The organism is Aquirhabdus parva (assembly GCF_003351745.1).
GTDB classification, from domain to species: domain Bacteria; phylum Pseudomonadota; class Gammaproteobacteria; order Pseudomonadales; family Moraxellaceae; genus Aquirhabdus; species Aquirhabdus parva.
This window is the reverse complement of the sequence record NZ_CP031222.1, coordinates 2,675,429-2,695,060: the sequence shown is the minus strand read 5'-3', so window position 1 is coordinate 2,695,060 and position 19,632 is coordinate 2,675,429. Positions and strand designations below refer to the sequence as shown.

General features: G+C 45.3%; 18 protein-coding genes. 4 read left to right on the top strand and 14 right to left on the bottom strand.

Annotated elements, in window-relative coordinates:
- Positions 1-2: 2 nt before the first annotated feature.
- The 14 genes from clpP to mazG form a co-directional block, all read right to left on the bottom strand.
- On the bottom strand, positions 3-623 hold the full coding sequence (gene clpP, locus HYN46_RS12120; RefSeq protein ID WP_265935993.1) for an ATP-dependent Clp endopeptidase proteolytic subunit ClpP: 621 nt from the start codon (positions 621-623) through the stop codon (positions 3-5).
- A 203-nt stretch (positions 624-826) separates the two neighbouring features.
- The gene (tig, locus tag HYN46_RS12115; protein WP_114899627.1) at positions 827-2,161 is read right to left on the bottom strand and encodes a trigger factor; all 1,335 of its coding nucleotides are present in this window, start codon (positions 2,159-2,161) and stop codon (positions 827-829) included.
- A 224-nt stretch (positions 2,162-2,385) separates the two neighbouring features.
- Positions 2,386-4,146 (bottom strand): PglL family O-oligosaccharyltransferase, encoded by a 1,761-nt coding sequence (locus HYN46_RS12110; RefSeq protein ID WP_162818184.1) that lies wholly within the window; start codon positions 4,144-4,146, stop codon positions 2,386-2,388.
- A 147-nt stretch (positions 4,147-4,293) separates the two neighbouring features.
- Positions 4,294-5,028 (bottom strand): TfpX/TfpZ family type IV pilin accessory protein, encoded by a 735-nt coding sequence (gene tfpZ, locus HYN46_RS12105; RefSeq protein ID WP_114899625.1) that lies wholly within the window; start codon positions 5,026-5,028, stop codon positions 4,294-4,296.
- Positions 5,029-5,151: 123 nt separating this feature from the next.
- Positions 5,152-5,604 (bottom strand): pilin, encoded by a 453-nt coding sequence (locus tag HYN46_RS12100; RefSeq protein WP_114899624.1) that lies wholly within the window; start codon positions 5,602-5,604, stop codon positions 5,152-5,154.
- Positions 5,605-5,841: 237 nt separating this feature from the next.
- The gene (gene yjgA, locus HYN46_RS12095) at positions 5,842-6,369 is read right to left on the bottom strand and encodes a ribosome biogenesis factor YjgA (RefSeq protein WP_114899623.1); all 528 of its coding nucleotides are present in this window, start codon (positions 6,367-6,369) and stop codon (positions 5,842-5,844) included.
- Positions 6,370-6,495: 126 nt separating this feature from the next.
- Positions 6,496-6,786: an HPr family phosphocarrier protein gene (locus HYN46_RS12090; protein WP_114899622.1), complete on the bottom strand. Its 291-nt coding sequence runs from the start codon at positions 6,784-6,786 to the stop codon at positions 6,496-6,498.
- Positions 6,783-7,634: an RNase adapter RapZ gene (gene rapZ, locus HYN46_RS12085; protein WP_114899621.1), complete on the bottom strand. Its 852-nt coding sequence runs from the start codon at positions 7,632-7,634 to the stop codon at positions 6,783-6,785. The genes HYN46_RS12090 and rapZ overlap by 4 nt, the downstream gene beginning before the upstream one ends.
- 236 nt (positions 7,635-7,870) lie before the next feature.
- Positions 7,871-8,734 (bottom strand): pantoate--beta-alanine ligase, encoded by an 864-nt coding sequence (gene panC, locus HYN46_RS12080; RefSeq protein WP_114899620.1) that lies wholly within the window; start codon positions 8,732-8,734, stop codon positions 7,871-7,873.
- A gap of 62 nt (positions 8,735-8,796) precedes the next feature.
- A complete protein-coding gene (panB, locus tag HYN46_RS12075; RefSeq protein ID WP_114899619.1) occupies positions 8,797-9,594 on the bottom strand; it encodes a 3-methyl-2-oxobutanoate hydroxymethyltransferase in 798 nt (265 codons plus the stop codon).
- Positions 9,595-9,666: 72 nt separating this feature from the next.
- Positions 9,667-10,218, bottom strand: coding sequence for a 2-amino-4-hydroxy-6-hydroxymethyldihydropteridine diphosphokinase (gene folK, locus HYN46_RS12070; protein WP_114899618.1), 552 nt, complete (start codon positions 10,216-10,218; stop codon positions 9,667-9,669).
- Positions 10,219-11,940 (bottom strand): polynucleotide adenylyltransferase PcnB, encoded by a 1,722-nt coding sequence (gene pcnB, locus HYN46_RS12065; RefSeq protein WP_114900739.1) that lies wholly within the window; start codon positions 11,938-11,940, stop codon positions 10,219-10,221.
- A gap of 124 nt (positions 11,941-12,064) precedes the next feature.
- A complete protein-coding gene (gene moaA, locus HYN46_RS12060; RefSeq protein ID WP_114899617.1) occupies positions 12,065-13,078 on the bottom strand; it encodes a GTP 3',8-cyclase MoaA in 1,014 nt (337 codons plus the stop codon).
- 5 nt (positions 13,079-13,083) lie between these two features.
- The gene (gene mazG, locus HYN46_RS12055) at positions 13,084-13,881 is read right to left on the bottom strand and encodes a nucleoside triphosphate pyrophosphohydrolase (protein WP_210009619.1); all 798 of its coding nucleotides are present in this window, start codon (positions 13,879-13,881) and stop codon (positions 13,084-13,086) included.
- Between the two features lie 386 nt (positions 13,882-14,267).
- Between mazG and HYN46_RS12050 the strand changes: the two genes are divergently transcribed.
- The 4 genes from HYN46_RS12050 to HYN46_RS12035 all read left to right on the top strand — a co-directional run bounded on the left by HYN46_RS12050 (position 14,268) and on the right by HYN46_RS12035 (position 19,531).
- On the top strand, positions 14,268-16,457 hold the full coding sequence (locus tag HYN46_RS12050) for a RelA/SpoT family protein (protein ID WP_114899615.1): 2,190 nt from the start codon (positions 14,268-14,270) through the stop codon (positions 16,455-16,457).
- 36 nt (positions 16,458-16,493) lie between these two features.
- Positions 16,494-16,982 (top strand): hypothetical protein, encoded by a 489-nt coding sequence (locus HYN46_RS12045; protein WP_114899614.1) that lies wholly within the window; start codon positions 16,494-16,496, stop codon positions 16,980-16,982.
- Between the two features lie 48 nt (positions 16,983-17,030).
- Entirely contained in the window at positions 17,031-18,314 is a 1,284-nt protein-coding gene (locus tag HYN46_RS12040) for a replication-associated recombination protein A (protein ID WP_114899613.1), read from the top strand.
- Between the two features lie 203 nt (positions 18,315-18,517).
- Positions 18,518-19,531 (top strand): LysR substrate-binding domain-containing protein, encoded by a 1,014-nt coding sequence (locus tag HYN46_RS12035; protein WP_114899612.1) that lies wholly within the window; start codon positions 18,518-18,520, stop codon positions 19,529-19,531.
- The last annotated feature ends 101 nt before the right edge of the window (positions 19,532-19,632 follow it).

The following is a 19,632-nucleotide window of genomic DNA, read 5'->3' as shown; positions in this document are numbered from 1 at the left end:
GCTTATTCAGCAACACTTGGTCGCTTCGTTAACACAGCATCGACCAAACCATAATCGCGTGCAGCTTCAGCACTTAAAAAGTTATCGCGATCCGTGTCTTTTTCGATAGTTTCCACCGATTGACCCGTATGGTGTGCCAAAAGGCTGTTCAGTTTTGAGCGGATATACAGAATTTCACGTGCATGAATCTCGATATCCGAGGCTTGGCCACGGAAGCCACCTAGCGGTTGATGAATCATCACACGCGAGTTATCCAGTGCAAAACGCTTGCCTTTGGCGCCCGCGGTGAGCAGGAAAGAGCCCATGGAGCAGGCTTGACCGATACAAATGGTCGAGACATCGGGTTTAATGAATTGCATGGTGTCGTAAATCGCCATACCTGCAGTCACTGAGCCGCCAGGGGAGTTGATATATAAGTGAATATCTTTGTCTGGGTTCTCTGCTTCTAGGAAGAGGAGTTGAGCAACGACGAGATTCGCCATATGGTCTTCAACTTCGCCAGTCAAGAAAATGACGCGTTCACGGAGCAAGCGAGAAAAAATATCAAAAGAGCGTTCGCCGCGAGCAGACTGTTCGACGACCATAGGCACTAGAGCATTGCGTTCAGGGGTGTATAAATCAATCACCGTATCTCTTCCTTTTAATATGAATGCTATGTAGATATTAGGGGCTAATTCTTGAATATGGGGGATATTGCACTAAATTGCAAAGGGCAACTGTAAAATTTATTTGTAAAAAAAGGCGCTATTAGCGCCTTTTTTAATCAAATCGATCTGAAAACCAGATTTTAAGCACTTGTCTTAATTTCTGATTTTAATCGATGGCATTAACCTTGTTGCTGTTGGTTGCGTTTTAACAGCTCTTGGTAGTCCACAGTGACTTCAGTCACTTTAGCACCCGCAAGAATGTGATCAACGACTTGGTCTTCAAGAACGACAGCTTCAACTTGAGCACGTTGTTGCTTGTCGTTGGTGTAGTATTCAATCACTTCACTTGGATCTTCATAGGATTCTGCAGTTTCAGCGATCATCGCTTTAACGCGATCTTGATCCACTTGCAGGTTCGCATCCGCAATAACTTTGCTGATCAATACGCCAAGCTTTACTGAACGTTCTGCTTTGTCGCGGAACAATTCATCAGGCAGCATGCTTTCATCAAATTGTTGTGCCCCACCAAATTGCTGTGCAAATTGCTGAAGCATCAATTTACGCTGACGGGTTGTTTCTTCAGCGATCATTGCTTTAGGCACTTCAATTTCATTGGCTGCAAGAACAGCATCAAATGCTTGTTGTTTCAGTTGGTTGCGCAAACTGCTTTTCACTTCGCGTTCCATGTTTTTGCGAACGTCTGCTTTGAGCTTTTCAATTCCACCTTCATTTGGCGCAAGGTCGATACCGAATAATTGCAGGAACTGAGCATCAACTTCTGGAAGCTGTGCAGTTTCAACTTGTGATACGTTGATTTTGAACTGAGCCAGTTTGCCTGCCAAGTTCTCAGCTTGATAATCAGCTGGGAAGGTAACGTCGATTACTTTTTCTTCGCCTGCTTTCATGCCGACGATGCCGGCTTCAAAGCCAGGAATCATTTTGTTTGAGCCCAAGACCAGTTTAAAGTCTTTTGCTGCGCCGCCATCAAAGAGTTCGCCATCAATGCTGCCTTCGAAATCAAAGGTAACTTGATCGCCGTCAGCAGATGCACCATCTTTAACGGCAAAACTTTGACGTTGTTTACGTAGATTATCAACCATAGTATCGACATCGGCATCATTAACTGTGCTGATTTGACGTTCAACAGTTAAACCATCAAAGCTGTTTACTGTCACAACTGGGTAAACTTCAACGAGCGCTTTATAGGTTAAGCCAGCATCATTGACATCGACTGATTCAATGTTTGGCATGCCCACAGCTTGAATTTTTTCTTGTTCAATCGCTTCAAATACCGTATCACGAACGAGATCGTTGATCACATCTTGTTGAATGCCTTGACCATATTCAGCTTGGATACGGGATAGTGGCACTTTACCTGGACGAAAACCGTTGATTTTTGCTGTTTTGGCAACGCGCTTCAAACGTGCGTCGTATTGAGATTTAACACGTTGTGCTGGAACGGTAACGTTCAGGCGGCGCTCTAGCCCAGAGACCACTTCAGTCGTAATTTGCATGGTTTCCTCGATCCTAGAAAATGATAATTAGGGTTGTTTGTAAAAAAATAGCTAAAATCAGTTAAATTCTGCAGTACGGAAGCTTAAAAAGAGGCTCTACAAGCTACGGGTCGCATTGCATGAAAAAATTAGTGGCGAAGTATAAGCGATATTGTCGGCGGATTCAAAAGGAATGAGATAGACGCAAGAAATTTGTTTGCGTCACTCTGATCTATCTCTTGAATTCACTGGATTACGCTATGGCAATGCGTGTGTTTGCGGTGGTTCCGGCAAGGTTTCTGATTCTGCATCAGTGGCGTACTTAATGTGCTGGTCTGTTTTTCCAGTGCTTCGAGTTGATTCAATGCATTCGTGTATACCGTTTCACCATACAAGGCTCGCAGATTGGTGAGTTCTAACTGGGCTTTAGTCGGCTGATTATTGAGTGCCAATGCTGCGGCATAGTGGTAAAGATTGGCTATTTGTGGATAGCGATAGGCTACGTTGCGCGTCCAATCCAATTGCTGAGCTGTCATGCGGGCCGCTGGATCTGAGTGCTTTAAACGGAGGCGATCACGGAGTTGAGTGAGCAAAATAGCATGGGCTTCGGTTGAAAGCGGTTTTGCAGTATTTTGCTCCACTACTTTCTGAGCACGGTAGTTCTTATCAAGATTTGAATACTCTTGCCCAATCCAGGCTATGCAACCGGCACTCAAAACTAAAAAGCTTGCAAATGCAACGTGCGGCAGTGTGACATTAGGTATGGTAGCCCATTTGAAGCGTAGTAATGGGGAGGTAATCGGCTGAGCAAGCTCACCATTGCTTAAACCCAGCAGGAATCCCACAGGTAATAGAAAGTAGGCATAGCACAGTGGATATTCAAGCATGCCATGTATGAGTACAAAACCCACCGCCATGAGACCAAAGATGGTTTCCTGATTTCTTGCTGAATATCCCAAACGGCAAATCCAGACCCCGATTACAGAGATCATGATCATCCCGACAATGGGTCCATTCCAGACAAGCAAGTCGAGTAAAATGTTATGACTCGAATTAGTCATCTGTGCTACTGGAAACACATTTGACATTGCCAATTGCGCCACACTGACCTGATTCCAGCCATAGCCCCACCATGGGCCATCAATGACGGCCAGACTGAACTGTTGCCATAGACCCAAACGTTCAAAAGCTTGTGCGTGGCCTGCTAAATCGACTTCTCCTACTCTTAAGTAGTCAGTAACAGTCGGCAGACTTAAGATCAGAACGACATATAAGGTGATCCAAGCAATCAGGCTGAGCCAAGAAAGGCGAGGGCTGATAAAGCGGCTTTTCCAAGCCCACCAGACCAACACAAAAAATGATCCGACCCAGGGGGTGCGAGATTGGGTGAGTGTCACCCCGCAAATCAGAAATACCGCTAACAAACTACCTGCAATGCGTCTAATTAGATGTCGTTCAAATAAATACCAAACGCTAGCCAAACCCATGCACAGGAGTGTTGCTAAGTTGTTAGGTTGTCCAAAGTTGGCAAAAGGTCTATAGCCTGAATTAGGTGGGATATAAGCAGAAAAACTATTAAAGCCACTATCAAATTGGAGCCATTGTCGAAATGCTAGCCATGTCGAGATTACCGACCCAATAATCAGTATGCTGGCTAAACCTAGGTAGGCATGGTTTCGGGCATTTTCATTGGCTGCGAAGTTATGCCCTAACATGATTGCAGTTGCAAGACCAAGCAAATAAGACGAGACAATAACCGCATCGCCCAAAAAGAAAATGACACCGAATGCCCATTGGATGATTGGAATGAGCGCGCATAAAGCGATAAAGATACTGATACGAGGTAGGGCGATTTTTGCATTAAACAATAATGGGGAAAGGAGTAATACGGCAATAAAAGCTAAGAACTCACTGTCACTCGTTAACCAAGGGTTATAGTGATGGGGAATAAGCCACGATATTAAGAGAGATAAGCCAGCCAGTGTGGAGATTATGGTTTTTGTCACTTGCAACCTTAGTGTCAGGGTTTTAATTGGATGCTGTGATTATAGACATTTTTTGTTAAGTGTACGGATTATTGTTAGACACTGCCTATAAATTTCATTATGTCTACGCTTGGCGTAGATTTACAAACATATAATATAGGTTCTATATTATTGCTTCCACGGATTTAAGTCAGTGATTGCAATTACATTACCCATTCCATCCAAAAGAACAGTCATTCCTTTTTGGCTGCTCCATAATGGTAGCCATTTCATAGCTTTTGGCCATTTTTTTATTGTAGATTCAATAGCTAATGGCGAATTAAATTTTTCTAATTCCCGAAAGTCACGCGCTTGTGATTCAATTTTGGTTAGATCATGTTGGATTGGACCATATAACGTAGGACTATTGAATAATCCTGCACCTGACTGAAGCGTTTCTGAAATGATAGATCGTCTCGCCATTTTTTCGCTTGGTAACTGTACAGAAACCCATTTGGGACCGAACCAAGATGCCGAACGATACTCAGGAGCTGCTTTTCTCGATATTAGCGGGTCAATATTGGATGGTCGTACGAGGTAAAATTGATCGTTATTGAATACTAACCAAGCTGGACGTCCTTGTGCCACGGTATTCAGGCCGTAACCAAACATTGCAAGCTGTATAACAATAATAATGGTTAGATCCAATTTTAGTGTGCGTTTCCCCGTTTTGTATACAAATAGTGTAAGAAGTGGCCCTAGTATTACATCGATTCCTAGCATAAGTAGGAATATGTGAGTTACACCTACGGCTTGTGCGAGTGGTGCGGGATACCAAATGAGAAATACCAAGATCAAAGCAAAAATGGCTAATAAGATGGATGCAATCAGATGAATAGCAAATGCTTTTAGACGGGGAGGCATATTATGAATATCTCATATGCTTAAAGTTTATAGTGTTTGACTGAAACGATTGCATCTACTCAATCTGTTAACCAACAATAGACCGTATTGTCAGCCTATTGTTGGTTAATAATCTAATTCATCTTATGAAGTAGTTAAAGCTTTAGGAACATATTTCGCAAGAATAGTGCCACCGCTTTGAACCCATGATCCATTACCATTGAGAGTCATAATCAATGTTTTTCCATTGATACCAGCTGAAACGCTAGTCCCTGCAGTACCACTACCGTAAGTTGCGGTTACTTGACAAACAGCTGGAGTTCCTGCAGAAGCAGCGGTTTTAGTGGAGAGGACGTTTTGTACATACTTGCCATTTACTGTATTATTAGCTGTGGTTACGCTATCAATACAGTCTCCATTTTGCAAATTGTCTGCGATGGTTACTTTCATACCATCCGCAAGAGACACACCCTCAGAGGCTTGTGAACGAGCGATATAATCTTGATAAGCAGGAATAGCAATCGCTGCCAAAATACCGATAATCGCAACAACGATCATCAATTCGATCAATGTAAAACCCTTTTGTACAGTATTCATTTTAACTCTCCTAGAGGAATAAGTAATCAGTACGTACTGATTCTGTTAGAGATTATGCAGAAGGCGTGCCAATTTTAAATTATTATATTTAATTGATATAAATTAGTTAGATATGTGAATTTGATAATAGGCAGGATGTTTGTGATCAATGTGTATCTGTGACAATTTATGTCAGATAGTGAATTATTGTGTTAGCTGATGTAGTCGCTATGTATTACAGCAGCTAAAGGGCGGATTTTAATCAGAAAGCAGGGCTACTTGATGGACATAATTTTCGAGTGCGCGCAGTACATCTGCTTGTTCTTCCTCCGAAGCTTGTTCGACTTTGGCTTTCTGCACACGCATGACGTGTTGGCGTAAAGTATGGCGCTCGGCGGCAGGGAATTGGCGTACGAAGTCATTTAATGAACCGTCACCTTGTGCAATAAGACGATCCACCCAACGTGTGATTTGTGCTTGCTTTTTTGCGGGTTGTTTGGCGTTAAAAGTCGCTAGAACAGCACTTTCATCTTCACGTTTGAGCAGTTTTCCAATAAGTTGCGATTGACGACGACGTGCTTCAAAGCTAGGAATACGACCCATCTCTAGCAAATTATCGATCAATACTTCATTGACGGGTAATGCTTTAATGCGCTCTGGTGGTAACGCTGCAAGCTTTTCTCCCAAGAGCTGTAAGCGAGCCATTGCTTTTTTTTGTTCTGTTCGACTTGGGCGATCTTCAAGATCTTCAAAGTCAGGGATATCGGTATGGGGTTTTTTACGCATAATGGTTTTTTAAATCAACTCTAAAAAAATGAATGAATATTAAAAAATAAAGAATTAATAGAGGGCGAGTATTCAAGAAGATAAGGGGAATATCCTCTTGTACCTGTAAAACGGGTTAGAAATGCTTTATTCCGCTTCGTGAAATCTCAGAGCGAATAACTCTCGTATGGCATCGTGAGCTTTGTCTTGGTCAGATCCTTGGATGACGAGCCTTAGCGTTGAGCCTTTACCTGCTCCTAACATCAGCAAAGCCATAATATTTTTTGCGTCAACCAGACTGTCATCTCGACCAATACGAATATCACAGCGATGGCGAGAGGTCACTTCTATAAGCTTGCCGCAAGCACGTGCGTGTAAGCCTAATTTATTGATCACGTCGAGCGTGGTGTCAATTGGATCGTTTTGTGCTGTACTCATGACCAATACTTTAATTCACGGTGAAGGGTTTGGGTGGGCCATTGCGCTTTAAGTGCATCAGCAAGTCGGTTAACCAAATAAACGGAGCGGTGCTGGCCACCGGTACAACCAATAGCCACCGTCAAGTAATGTCGATGACTTGCTGCGAAAACTGGAAGCCATTTTAGCAGAAAAGCAAGGATGTCATTATACATTTCCGTCACATCTGCATTACCGTTCAGGAATTCTTGGACCTCCAGATCCATCCCAGTCAGAGCGCGTAGTTCGGGTTGCCAGTGTGGGTTAGGAAGGTGACGCACATCAAAAACGAAATCCGCATCAAGGGGAACACCGCGCTTGTAGCCAAATGACTGTAGAATCAGAATCATACGTTCATTTTGGCCCATTTTTACGGACAGCGTATGTTGCAGTTCATGCACATTCAGGTTGCTGGTATCCAGCGTTAGGGTTGCATGACGTGCGATGCCTGAAAGCAAGGAGTCTTCTGCTTGCAAAGCTTCTGCAATGGTGTTGTATCGATCCGTCAACGGATGGCGTCTGCGTGTAGCACCATAGCGGGCCAACAATACATCATCGCGAGCATTTAGGAAGATCACTTCGATCTCGCCATGTTGGCGGAGTTGTTCGAGGATGTCTTCGAATTGCATGAGATCGGATTGAGGCGTTCTGACATCAACCCCTAGCGCCAGCATTTCGATATTTTTTTGGGCGTTTAGTTTTGCCACAATTTCAGGCAGCAAAGAGACAGGCAGATTATCAATACAATAATAGCCAAGGTCTTCAAGCATGTGCAGTGTCGAGCTTTTCCCTGCTCCAGAACGACCTGATACGATAAGAAGTTTTTTCAAAATATGATCTTCACAATAAAGTTTTCCAATTCATTATTATTCGCAATAATGATGACAAAAGCGCTTTTCAGCTAAGTTTTCTGTTAAGAGTGTCATCATAATCGTTTTACACGTGATGAATACAATTGATTTTATCATTATGAGCGGTCTTTTATCGAAAAAAAAACCCCCACGGTGTGAGGGTTTATTTCGAAATGTAAATGAATTCAGCTTTTATAGAAAATAAGATATTACTTTTATGCGCTGGGCAGAGTGACTGTCAAATTGTCGATTAAACGTGTTTTCCCAAGTTTTGCTGCGACCAAAATGACCCATTTGCCCTGATCGATTTGCGCAGGAGTAAGGTCTGGATTGCGGATTTCAACGTAATCAACAGCGAATTGTTGCTTTTCAAGTGCCTTGCGGCCTTCTGCTGCGAATCCATCAAAATCAATTTTACCATTTTCAGATGCATCTAATATTTGCGCTTGAATCGTTTGCAGAGCCGCATAAATAGCGGGTGCGAGAATCAGCTCTTCTTCAGATAAGTAGCCATTACGTGAGCTGAGTGCTAAGCCATTTTCTGCACGTACTGTGGGTACACCAATGACATCAACATCAAAGCAGAGATCATTGGCTAGATGGCGGATGATAGCGAGCTGTTGATAGTCCTTTTCACCAAAGAGGGCAACTGTGGGTTGAACGATATTAAACAGTTTAGTGACAACGGTTGCTACACCGGTGAAATGTCCGGGACGAGTTCGACCGCAAAGATCGTCCGCAAGTGAATTCACTTGAACCGTTGTTTTTTGAGGTTGCTCGCCATAAATTTGTTCAGTGCTTGGTGCGAATAAAATATCGCAGTTTGCTTCAGCCAAAAGGTTACTGTCAGCTTCAAAGGTTCGGGGGTAGTTGGCAAAGTCTTCGTTTGGACCAAATTGGGTTGGATTTACAAAGATGCTGACCACCACTACATCGCAGAGCTGACTGGCTTCTTGTACCAGTTTGAGATGACCTTCATGCAGGTTGCCCATTGTCGCGACAAAACCAATACTTTTACGACTGGCACGCACAGGGCTGAGTGCGGCATGTAGCCCTTGGATAGTGGTTTCGGTTCTCATGCTTAGCTTACTCTACGAATTAAATCTTAAATAATGACTTCAAAATACAGCAAACGAATGGGTTACAGCGCGATATGAAAGGCATGTTTAGCCTCAGGATACGCTCGCTTTTGTACGGAATGATGAAAATCACGAAACGCATCGACAATATTGCCTTTGCCTTGTAAGAAGTCATGAACAAATCGCGCCGGTTTTTCAAAGTTCAATCCCAGCATGTCATGCATGACCAATACTTGACCATCACAATCAACACCTGCACCAATCCCAATTACAGGCACATTAAATCGTGCCTGAACTTCTTTTGCAAGTTGCGCAGGTACGACTTCGAGCAATAATAATGCAGCGCCAGCATCGACAACGGCTTGGCAATCGGCCAAAAGATGATCCGCCGCGTCACGGTTACGCCCTTGCAGTTTGTAGCCACCAAAAACGTTAACAGATTGAGGTGTTAACCCCAGATGAACGCACGTAGGAATGCCGTTTTGTTTGAGTACACGGATCGTTTCTGCCAGCCAAGCACCGCCTTCGAGCTTTACCGCATGTGCGCCTGCTTGCATCATCGTGGTTGCGGCACGAATCGCATCGGGCAGTGTGGCGTAGGACATAAATGGTAAGTCGGCCATGATAAACGCATGATGATTGGCGCGTGCAACTGCACGGGTGTGGTAAGCAATATCTTCAACAGTAACGGGAAGTGTGGAGTCGTGTCCTTGGATGACCATGCCCAGCGAGTCGCCTATTAAAATAGAGTCGATTTCAGCGATTTCCATAGCCTTGGCAAAACTGGCATCGTAGCAAGTCAGGCATGAGAAAGGTTTACCTTCAGCTTTATATTGGGCTAATTGACTGAGACGAATCATTTAAGTGACTTCCTTTTTTGCATCACATCGATCTGTGACGTGTTTAGGGGAGGATGACAGGGCAATACGGCTTTAATCTGCCCAATCAACATTTTCAACAATCCGGATTCCGGTTTGTGCTGTTGCGGCAGAACATTTGGTCAAGATAATACCACCGATGCTCAAACTCGCGTCGAGTTCCAAGAGTGGTTGTACGACAAATGAGCGTTCTAAAATTCCGATATGGGGAATGCTGAGGCGTTCATCATGCATAATGATCTGTTTAGGAAAAGGGTTTTCTGCATTATCGCTGGAGGGAAGGTCTCCTTCATCCATAATAAGAATATCTAAATCGAGGGTACGCTCCCCCCAACGACGAACGCGAACACGACCCGCACGTTGCTCTATCTTTTGTAAGGCATCAAGTAGGTCATGAGGAGGGAGGGTTGTATGAATCAGAGCGACAGCATTCAAATAATCAGGTTGGTCTTGGGGACCCATTGGGCTGCTGGCATATAAACTTGAGACTTGAGTTTTGCTCGTACTCAGAGCCTGTAATGCATGAACTGCATCACGCAGAATCTGGCGTGAGTCACCAGATTCATTCGCAAGATTACTACCTAAACCAATAAAAACACGCGCCATTTATGACGCGTCTTCTGCTGAGGTTGACGGCGCAATAGTTGGCTCGATTTGAATCGGTTTACTGCGTGGTTGACGACGACGTGGGGCGAGGCTATAGCGAGTATCGCTGCCATTGCTTGATCCTTGGGAGTCGTTACGATTGGATCGGCGCTTTGCACGAAGATTGGCATGGATCATCGCAGGATCATCGGAAGGCAGTAACTGAATAGCTTCCACCGACTCCAATGGCTTTTCACGTGTTGGGGCTGATTTTAATGGCGTGCTTTCGTCAAAAATCGCCGCCTCTTGTACTTCAGCTGCAAGCGCTGCAAGGGTTTGCTCATGTGTTGCTGTTTTGGGCTTACGGTTTCGTACACGCTTTGCTTTAGTTGTCGGTGTCGTGATATTCAATGTTGCGTTATCCACCGTGTTTTGAGCCGTGATTTCTACTGTAGAAACGCTATGATCAGCTTCCGCGATTACCGCTTGTAAGGGCTGTACAGTTTCACCCGCTTGACGTTTACGTTGTAGACGCTGCTGCAAACGGTTGAGGTCGGCAATGGCGCGTTCACGACCATCATTACTCAGAGTTTGGTAGTCATGCCACCATTGCCCCATGGTGCCTACTAATACATCACCGGTTTGCTCACGCATAAGCAAAAAGTCAAAGCCTGCACGAAAGCGCGGGTGTGCAGCCAGTGCTGGAACTTGGCGCGGTTTTGGCTGTTCTAAACGCGGCTGTAATTCCCATACTTCACGGATGAACATTTCGCTAAAGCGTGGAATGGCGGTGTGTTTAGACTGACGACGGAGAACATCAAGACCCGCTTGTGTCCAAGCGATGGAATGCGGAGCGCCCGTGGCTACCAGTTCTTTGACGCGAGCAAGGAACGGTTCCCAGAGCAACACGGCGTAAAAGAACGCAGGGTTAATGCTCTTGCCGATGGCGATCCGCGCATCCGTGTTTTCTGCAGCTTGCTTGATCAAAGGTGTGAGTTCTGGAGAAACGTCAACAAAGAGTCTATTCCAGACATGATATTGAACCATGAGAGGCAGAAGGGGTGCTAAGTGACCTCCTGAAAACATCTTTTGGGTTTCATCGTAAATACGGTGTGGGGAGACTTCAAGCAATAATTGGGTCATTGCAGGTGTCAAGACTTTGGTGATCTCAGGATCAATCGTGAACTCGAGTTTCGCCGCAAAGCGCAAGGTCCGCAACATCCGTACCGGATCTTCTTCAAAGCGGACGGTAGGTTTGCCTTGTAAGGTCAGTTGCTTATTTTTGATATCTGAAATGGCGTGGGTAAAGTCTAGAACGACTCCTTCACGTGGCTGGTAATACATGGCATTGATGGTGAAGTCACGGCGCACATAATCCTGCTGAATCGTTCCCCAGACGTTGTCCCGGGTGATCATGCCAGAAGCAGTTGTTGAGACTTTGCGTGGAGGGGCGCGGAAGGTGGCGACTTCGATCATCTCACGGCCGGAGTAGACGTGAGCAAGCTCAAAACGTCGTCCGATAATGCGTGAACGTTTGCCAAAAACTTCGCGAATCTGGGCCGGAGTTGCGTTGGTTACCGCATCAAAATCTTTAGGACGTAAACCCAATAATAAGTCGCGTACACCGCCGCCAACGATATATGCCTTAAATCCTGCACGCATGAGGGTGTCGATGACATCCAAAATTGCGGCGGAAACCATGGATTCGTTAAGACCTAAACTTGAGGCGGAGAGGGTTTTCAGAGGCACAGATGCTCCTTAATGTGAGCGGAATTGCATAATACTGGAGAGATAATACTACATTATGCAACTGTTTTAAGGATTGTTTTAATGGTTCATTTCGTGATCAATGACATGGTGCTGATGATTAGCCTCCAGTCATATTCATAAAGCGCACAATTTGTGGTTCGTTGTTCAGGTCAAAGTGATGTTTTTCGGGTTTCATCAGAAGTGCGGTTTTGATACGAGAGGCAATCACTTCATCATCATCCCCTCCGCGTAACAAGGGCATTAAATCGGTCCCTTCCTCATTACCTAAACAGAGTAGGAGGCGTCCTTCGCTAGTGACGCGTACTCGATTGCAGTCTCCACAAAAATTATGACTATGTGGAGAGATAAAACCGACGCGACTGGCATGCGGATTTTGAGGTTGAGCGATTTGCCAATAGCGTGAGGGGCCGCTAGTGTGATGTGTGCTCGGTTGTAAATCAAAATGCGTTTGGATCACTTGGCGTACATCTGCACTTGACATAAAAGCCAGTTGTCTTGAGTGTTCATCGATAACGCCCAGTGGCATTTCTTCAATGAAGCTGATATCTAAACCGCGTGCAGTTGCAAACTCAACCAGAGGCAAGATTTGATCGTCATTGCGTCCCTTCATCATGACGACATTGAGCTTAATTGAAAATCCCGCTGATTGAGCGGCATCAATGCCATTTAACACATCTTTGAGATGACCTGTACGGGTTAATTCATGGAATTGCTTGTCGTTGAGTGTATCTAGGCTGATATTAAGGCGGGACAAGCCTGCTTGTTTGAGGGGTGCAGCCAGTTTGTCTAAACGTGAGCCATTCGTGGTCATGACGACCTCACCAGATTTCGCCAGTTGCTCAACTAACCATGGTATATCTCGACGAATCAGCGGTTCACCACCAGTCAAGCGAAAGGTTTCTACACCGAGGTTGGCAAAGATTTGACCTAAGCGCACCAGTTCTTCTAATGTCAAAACGCGGTTTCGAGGTAGGAATCGCATGTCCTCACTCATACAGTACACGCAGCGGAAGTCACAACGATCCGTGACCGACAGCCGAACGTACTTGATCGATCGCGCGAAAGGGTCGATGAGCTCAGGCTTCTTGAGTTGATCAGCATGTGCATTCATGCGCGTTATTGTTGCTCCCGGTCTAAAGTCGATTGGGTGGGGAGGCGCTCTAAGCGTTTTGCCTCATCCCATAACTGATCCATGGTGGCTAAATCCGCTTCCTCAAGGCTGATCCCGTGAGTTTTGAGTTGTTTCTCCACGAAACTAAAGCGTCTACGAAATTTCGCGATGGTGCCGAGTAGTGCACTTTCGCTCTGAATCCCTGATTTTCTTGCCACATTGACCAGTGCAAAGAAACTATCGCCCAGTTCATCTTCAATCTTTGTGAGATCTTTTGCGGCGATGGCTTCATCCAGTTCGGCAATTTCTTCAGACAGTTTATCACGTGCACCTTGGACATCCGGCCAGTCAAAGCCGACTTTGGCAGCGAGTTTTTGTAAAGACTGGGCTTGGATGAGCGGGGAGCCATGTTTAACATCATTTAAAATGGAAGTTTGCTCACCCTTGGCTGCACGTTCCCTTTGCTTAACCTGCTCCCAAAGCACACTCACATCAGATGCTTGCGCCGCAACATCATCACCATAGACATGTGGATGACGTCGAATCAGTTTTTGCGAAAGGGTCTGGGCAATGTCAAAAAAATTAAAGTGTCCTTGCTCAGCATGCATTTGTGCTTGAAAGACCACCTGTAGTAGCAAGTCACCGAGTTCATCACGAATATGATCAATATTGCCTGTTTGAATCGCGGCTTCGACTTCGTAGGCTTCTTCAATGGCGTAGCGCGTCAGACTGGCTGGCGTTTGCGCCTGATCCCATGGACACTCCGCACGAAGGCGGCTCATGACGGCGAGTAGCTCAAGCAGCGGTTCGCTCACATTCTTTTGTTGGGAGTGGGTCGATGGCTCTGAGATCATTGGATTGGTCGTCATGGCTAGGGGGATGAATGAAAGTGGCAAAATGTGAAATAGAGATTTTGAACCTGCTGTGGATCGATGGTGCGTGTCTCTTCAAATCAATTGTACGTGAAAGGGCAGTGCTTCTCTATAGTGATGCGATCTGTGCTTTAACTTACGAGATGATAAAGTTGCATTACTGAAAGACGGATAAGTTGTGAATTAGTCGATAGGCTTGGCGGTATTTTGTTTATTCTGATAAAAAAATAGCTTATATTCATTGACAATATACCGTGATATGCGTTTCATTTAGGTGTGTTCGTTGTATTCGTATTCATTTGCCTAGTTGACCACCCATGACAACCGCGACGCCAGATCGTGAACTTGAGTCAAATCAAGGGCGCGTCCAGCCAACTGCTTTTGAAAAAGCAGGTTTCACCCATTCAAGTTGGAGTCATCTTCCAGACTTGACGGCTGGTCTACGGGCGACGCTTAGTGAATATCTGCTCGACTCGCAAATTAAACAAGTCATGGATGCTTGCGCTTTTGCCGATACCGCGCATTTAGGCGTAACACGCAAAAGTGGTGAGCCTTATATTGTGCATCCGATTGCCGTGGCTGAAGTATTGGGTAATATGCGCCTCGACACGGAAAGCCTGATGGCTGCCCTACTGCATGATGTGATTGAAGATACTGACGTCAGTAAAGAAGAAATTGAAGAGCGTTTTGGGCAAACCGTTGCCGATATTGTGGATGGCTTGACCAAGCTCACAGTTTCAAATGACAAAAATGATAATAAAGCTGCGACCTTACGTAAAATTCTGACTGCGACCTTAAATGATCCTCGAGTGATCGTAATTAAGCTTGCAGATCGTCTGCATAATATGTCGACCCTTGCAGCGCTCAAGCCTGATCGACGACGAGCGATTGCTTCGGAAACCTTGAATATTTTTGTCCCGATGGGACGATTGGTTGGCGTCAATGAGATTGCCGATCAGCTTGAAATTTTGTGTTATGAAAATCTAGAGCCTGAGCTGTTTAAGCGTCTGCATGATGAACTGGTACAAAGTACTGATGACCGACTTCGTGCAAAGCAGCATTGGGCAGGCGAGATTGGGCGCTTTATTGCAGGCCATCACTTACATGGCACCCCGATTTGTATTAATAATGACATTACGCTCTATCAGCGCTTCTTAAATGAACATGCGGATATCCCGACGTTACTCCATACCCATGCTTATGAGATAGAACTTGAAAGCATTGCTGAGTGCGATCAGTTTGCTGCAGTGGTTCGTGAGCATTTCTTATGGTCACAATTGACGGATCATATTCGTAATCCACTACCTGGCGGTAATCAAGCATTGCAGTTGTCACTTAGTGACGAGCGGGGACGACTGGACATCACGCTCCGTACTCAGTTAATGCGCAAAGCAGCGCAATTGGGTGTTGTACTGGGTGATATTGCGCCGCAGTCATCTCGTTCTGCGATTCAGGCGTCCTTGCGTAATTTGGGTGAGCTGATCGATAAAGATTGTGCGACCAATACTTTTGATGCGCTGCTGGATTATCTGCATCGTGAAAAAATCTCGGTCTATACGCCTGATGGGGATTTGCATGAGTTACCACAGGGCGCGACCGCGGTTGATTTTGCTTACGCCGCGAGCTTGTATCTAGGGAATCATGCGATTGCTGCAACCATTGATGGTCAGCCTTGTCCACTTGCGACACCGCTTAGTACTGGACAAGTGGTCGAGATCATTACCGATGATTTAGCAACTCCTAATCCGGATTGGCTAGGTTTTGTGAATACTGGTAAGGCACGACGCGCTATCCAGCAAGTGTTGAAAGCCTCTGAACCCACGGATCGTCTGGCCTTGGGTCAACAAGCTTTAAGCCGTGCACTGCAACTCTATCAAATTGATATTCAAAGTTTGTCGGATGACGATTGGTTAGGTGTCTTGGACTGGCAGCACCTCAAAAGTAAAGCCCAACTCTTTGAGAAAATTGCCTTGGGCGCGTTACTCCCGCAAATGGTTGCGACACGACTGCTCACGCACCTTTCGGAATCGCATGGTGCGGCAGTCGCTGAAAGTTCACTGCATGTAAATCAATCCAATAATCTGATCGTCGGTACGGATGGCTTGGATGTGCGTTATGCACCATGCTGTATTCCGATCCTCGGTGACCGTATCGATGGTCATCTCACCCGACGCGGTCTCGTCGTTCATCGTAGACGTTGTCCGAATTTAAAGCATGAACTCAATCGCCATCCTGAAAATGTGGTGAGATTACATTGGCAAACTGCTACAGATACCGACCCACGTTTCCCTGTACATCTCAAAATCGATCGTCCGATCACTGATGAAGAAAGCACACAGCTCATTTATTTGATCCGCCAGTTTCAAGGTGGGGTTGAGCGTTTAGAAAGCTTGGAAGAGTCCAGCAATCTCTCTGTTTTAGTCCGTGATCGTAACCACCTTGCCCGTTTGATTCAGGAAATGCGGATATTGCTCGATTTTCCGAGGGTGACGCGGTTCGGGGTTTAAGAGTTTTATTTTTATAAGAATGGACTAGTTTGTTATATGGAGAATAGTAGCCCCGCAGAAAAGTTTTTTAATAACTATAATCCATCTATGGAAGATCAAATTTGTTTTGCATGGAATGGTAAGCATGCAGAATCCTTTGAGGATTCAAATATGCTTTTCAGACGAGAAGTTTGTGAGATATTTAAAACAGAAAAAAATAAGGCATCTATAGAACTCATCGCAGCACTGTATAAAGCTGAAACATTATTTGCCTATGAAGCATGGGGTGTAAATCGTGTAGTCTCTGAGCTCGCGCAAGAAATGCTTGAGCGCGGTGGATCTGCATATTTAGTCACTTATGCAAAAGGCATTCGAGGGATGGATGTTTTTATTGAGTCAGCTCGAATCAAATTATCACAGGGACGCTACAAAGAGTTGCTGAGTTATTGTCAGTCAAAGTTTGATAATGGTGGCGACGAGGACTTAATCGCGGATGCTTGGGATATGTTGATTAAACGTTTTACAGGGTTAGCTGGATTAGCATAATCCATCCCCATATATAAACTCTTCTCTTGAATAGAATTCACAGTATTTATGACAGCTTCTCTAATACCCCTTCCTGAACGTATCCGTCCGCGTCGTTTATCCGATGTTATTGGTCAGCAGCATTTATTGGGTGAGCATGGTCCACTGAGACAAGCCGTTGATCAGGGGCGCTTGCCATCCATCATCTTTTGGGGACCTCCTGGTGTCGGTAAGACGACGTTGGCATTACTCTTGGCCGAGGCCGTTGATCGTCCACTGATTAGTCTGTCGGCGATCAGTGCGGGTGTTAAAGATATTCGTGATGTGATTGGACAGGGCGGTGAGCAAGCTGGGTTACTGGCGCCACCAGTAGTGTTTATCGATGAAATTCATCGCTTCAATAAATCTCAACAAGATGCACTGCTTGCTGCGGTTGAGAAGGGCAAAATTACGCTGATCGGTGCTACCACCGAGAACCCTTCTTTTGAGGTGAATTCTGCGCTGTTATCCCGCTGTCAGGTTTATACCCTGCACGGACTGAGTCGTGAGGAACTGATTGCGGTCGTTGAGCGGGCGCTAACCCTTGATACCGAACTTAAGAATCGCAGTATCGTTCTGCGTGAACCAGATGCATTGTTGCAGTTGTCTGGCGGGGATGCACGAAAACTACTCAATCTGCTGGAGTTGATTGTAGATACTCAGCCTGTCGATGCTGATGTAGTAATCACTAATGACTTAGTACTGCAAAGTGCCCAGCAAAATATTGTGCGCTACGATAAATCGGGTGACCAGCACTACGATATTGTCTCTGCGTTTATTAAGTCGATGCGCGGCAGTGATCCCGATGCGGCGCTGTATTGGATGGCACGCATGATTAAAGGCGGGGAAGACCCTGTATTTATCGCGCGGCGTATGCTGATCTTGGCATCAGAAGATATTGGCAATGCCAATCCCAATGCATTGCTCCTTGCAGGGGAGTGCTTCCGTGCGGTGCAGGCGATTGGTTATCCAGAATGTCGCATTATTTTGGGGCAAACGGTGGTGTATTTGGCGACCAGTCCGAAGAGCAATAGTACCTATCTTGCGATCAACGCCGCATTGGATCTGGCCGAGAAAACCGCAGAGCTTCCAGTGCCGATGCACCTTCGTAATGCTCCAACTCGGCTAATGAAAGAGCAAGGCTATGGCGTGGGCTATAAATACGCGCATGACTTTGCAGGGAACTTTGTACAGCAGGAATTTTTACCAGAACGTTTGCAAGGGACGATTTTTTATCAAGCTGGCGATAACCCGCGTGAGCGTGAAACGGCTAAGGCAATGAGCGATAAGTGGCAGAACTTTAAGAAAAAGTAATAAGGTCTATATAGTTTGACCCTCTTGACAGAAATACATTGTCCTGAATTTTTTTTCGTAAAAAATGGATTCTTGGAACGAATATTGCTTACCACATGGTTAGTATGTTTTTCATTTTGAAAATGCACGATCTGTATTTTAAAAACTGAAAAAACATTTTCAAAATACATGATCTGTATCACGAAAAAATTGAGGTTAAAGCAATGAGTACTTCCAGCAAGTGGGAATCGTTAGACGTTCATTTATTACAAGTTTTGTATGCGTTGCTTTCGGAAAGTAGTGTGTCAAATGCAGCAAGGCGTTTGAACCAGTCACAACCAGCAGTCAGTACTTCTCTTCGTCGTTTACGTGAAATTACCGGGGATCAACTATTGGTGCGTAGCCGCAACGGTATGATTCCAACGGAGCGTGGACAAGCATTACTCGAACCCGTGCGTACCGCGCTGAGCCAAATTGAGGCAATCGGCATTCAACAAGTGCGTTTTGACCCTAGCCAATCACGTCGAGTCTATAACTTGGCAACACCGGACTATTTAAGTGCAGTGATGCTCGGTGAGATGATGAGCCGGATTCGCAGGCTTGCACCGAATTCTCAGGTGATTCTACATTCACTCGGACCTGATTTTAACTATAGCAATGCATTAGAAACAGGGATGCTCGATGGCGTGATTGCCAACTGGCCCCAGCCTCCAGAGCATTTACGTTTAGCACCATTGTTCGAAGATGAAGTGGTGTGCTTGATGCGTAAAGCGCATCCATTGGCAGGTCAGACCCTGACCAAAGATACCTACTTGAATGCAGAGCATCTGGTGCCGACACCGTATACGGTAGGACAGCGTGGCGTTATTGATTTACATCTGGCCAAAGAGCGCTTGAAGCGCAATGTGGTGGTGTATGTCCCGTATTTTAATATGGTGCCGTATATGCTGATGCAGATGGATGCAGTGTTTTCTGCTCCGCGTATCTTTGCAGAACATTTCTGCTCATTGATGCCGCTTAAGGTCTCTGATATTCCGATTGATTTCCCGCCGATTCCATTCTATTTACTTTGGCATGATCGATCACACCATTCCGAAGAGTGTCGTTGGTTCCGTGAACAAGTGATTGCGGTGATGCGAGATACCAAGTCTGCGTATTTGCGTCCACAGTCCGCACCGGCAAAAGTTCAAGCACCCGTGTCAACCAAGCAGCCAGCTCCTCATGTCGCTTATGCTTAATCTTTGACTTGCACTAAAACGTATATGCAATGATTTAAAAGGAAGCGATAAAAAAGCACTGTACCGAGAAGGTATAGTGCTTTTTTTATGGCTGATATGAC

Bases quoted from the DNA above. Each gene is read 5' to 3' on its own strand.
- tig (WP_114899627.1), bottom strand. From the start codon at position 2,161: ATGCAAATTACGACTGAAGTGGTCTCTGGGCTAGAGCGCCGCCTGAAC.
- tfpZ (WP_114899625.1), bottom strand. From the start codon at position 5,028: ATGCCTCCCCGTCTAAAAGCATTTGCTATTCATCTGATTGCATCCATC.
- HYN46_RS12100 (WP_114899624.1), bottom strand. From the start codon at position 5,604: ATGAATACTGTACAAAAGGGTTTTACATTGATCGAATTGATGATCGTT.
- yjgA (WP_114899623.1), bottom strand. From the start codon at position 6,369: ATGCGTAAAAAACCCCATACCGATATCCCTGACTTTGAAGATCTTGAA.
- HYN46_RS12090 (WP_114899622.1), bottom strand. From the start codon at position 6,786: ATGAGTACAGCACAAAACGATCCAATTGACACCACGCTCGACGTGATC.
- panC (WP_114899620.1), bottom strand. From the start codon at position 8,734: ATGAGAACCGAAACCACTATCCAAGGGCTACATGCCGCACTCAGCCCT.
- panB (WP_114899619.1), bottom strand. From the start codon at position 9,594: ATGATTCGTCTCAGTCAATTAGCCCAATATAAAGCTGAAGGTAAACCT.
- folK (WP_114899618.1), bottom strand. From the start codon at position 10,218: ATGGCGCGTGTTTTTATTGGTTTAGGTAGTAATCTTGCGAATGAATCT.
- moaA (WP_114899617.1), bottom strand. From the start codon at position 13,078: ATGAATGCACATGCTGATCAACTCAAGAAGCCTGAGCTCATCGACCCT.
- HYN46_RS12050 (WP_114899615.1), top strand. From the start codon at position 14,268: ATGACAACCGCGACGCCAGATCGTGAACTTGAGTCAAATCAAGGGCGC.
- HYN46_RS12045 (WP_114899614.1), top strand. From the start codon at position 16,494: ATGGAGAATAGTAGCCCCGCAGAAAAGTTTTTTAATAACTATAATCCA.
- HYN46_RS12040 (WP_114899613.1), top strand. From the start codon at position 17,031: ATGACAGCTTCTCTAATACCCCTTCCTGAACGTATCCGTCCGCGTCGT.
- HYN46_RS12035 (WP_114899612.1), top strand. From the start codon at position 18,518: ATGAGTACTTCCAGCAAGTGGGAATCGTTAGACGTTCATTTATTACAA.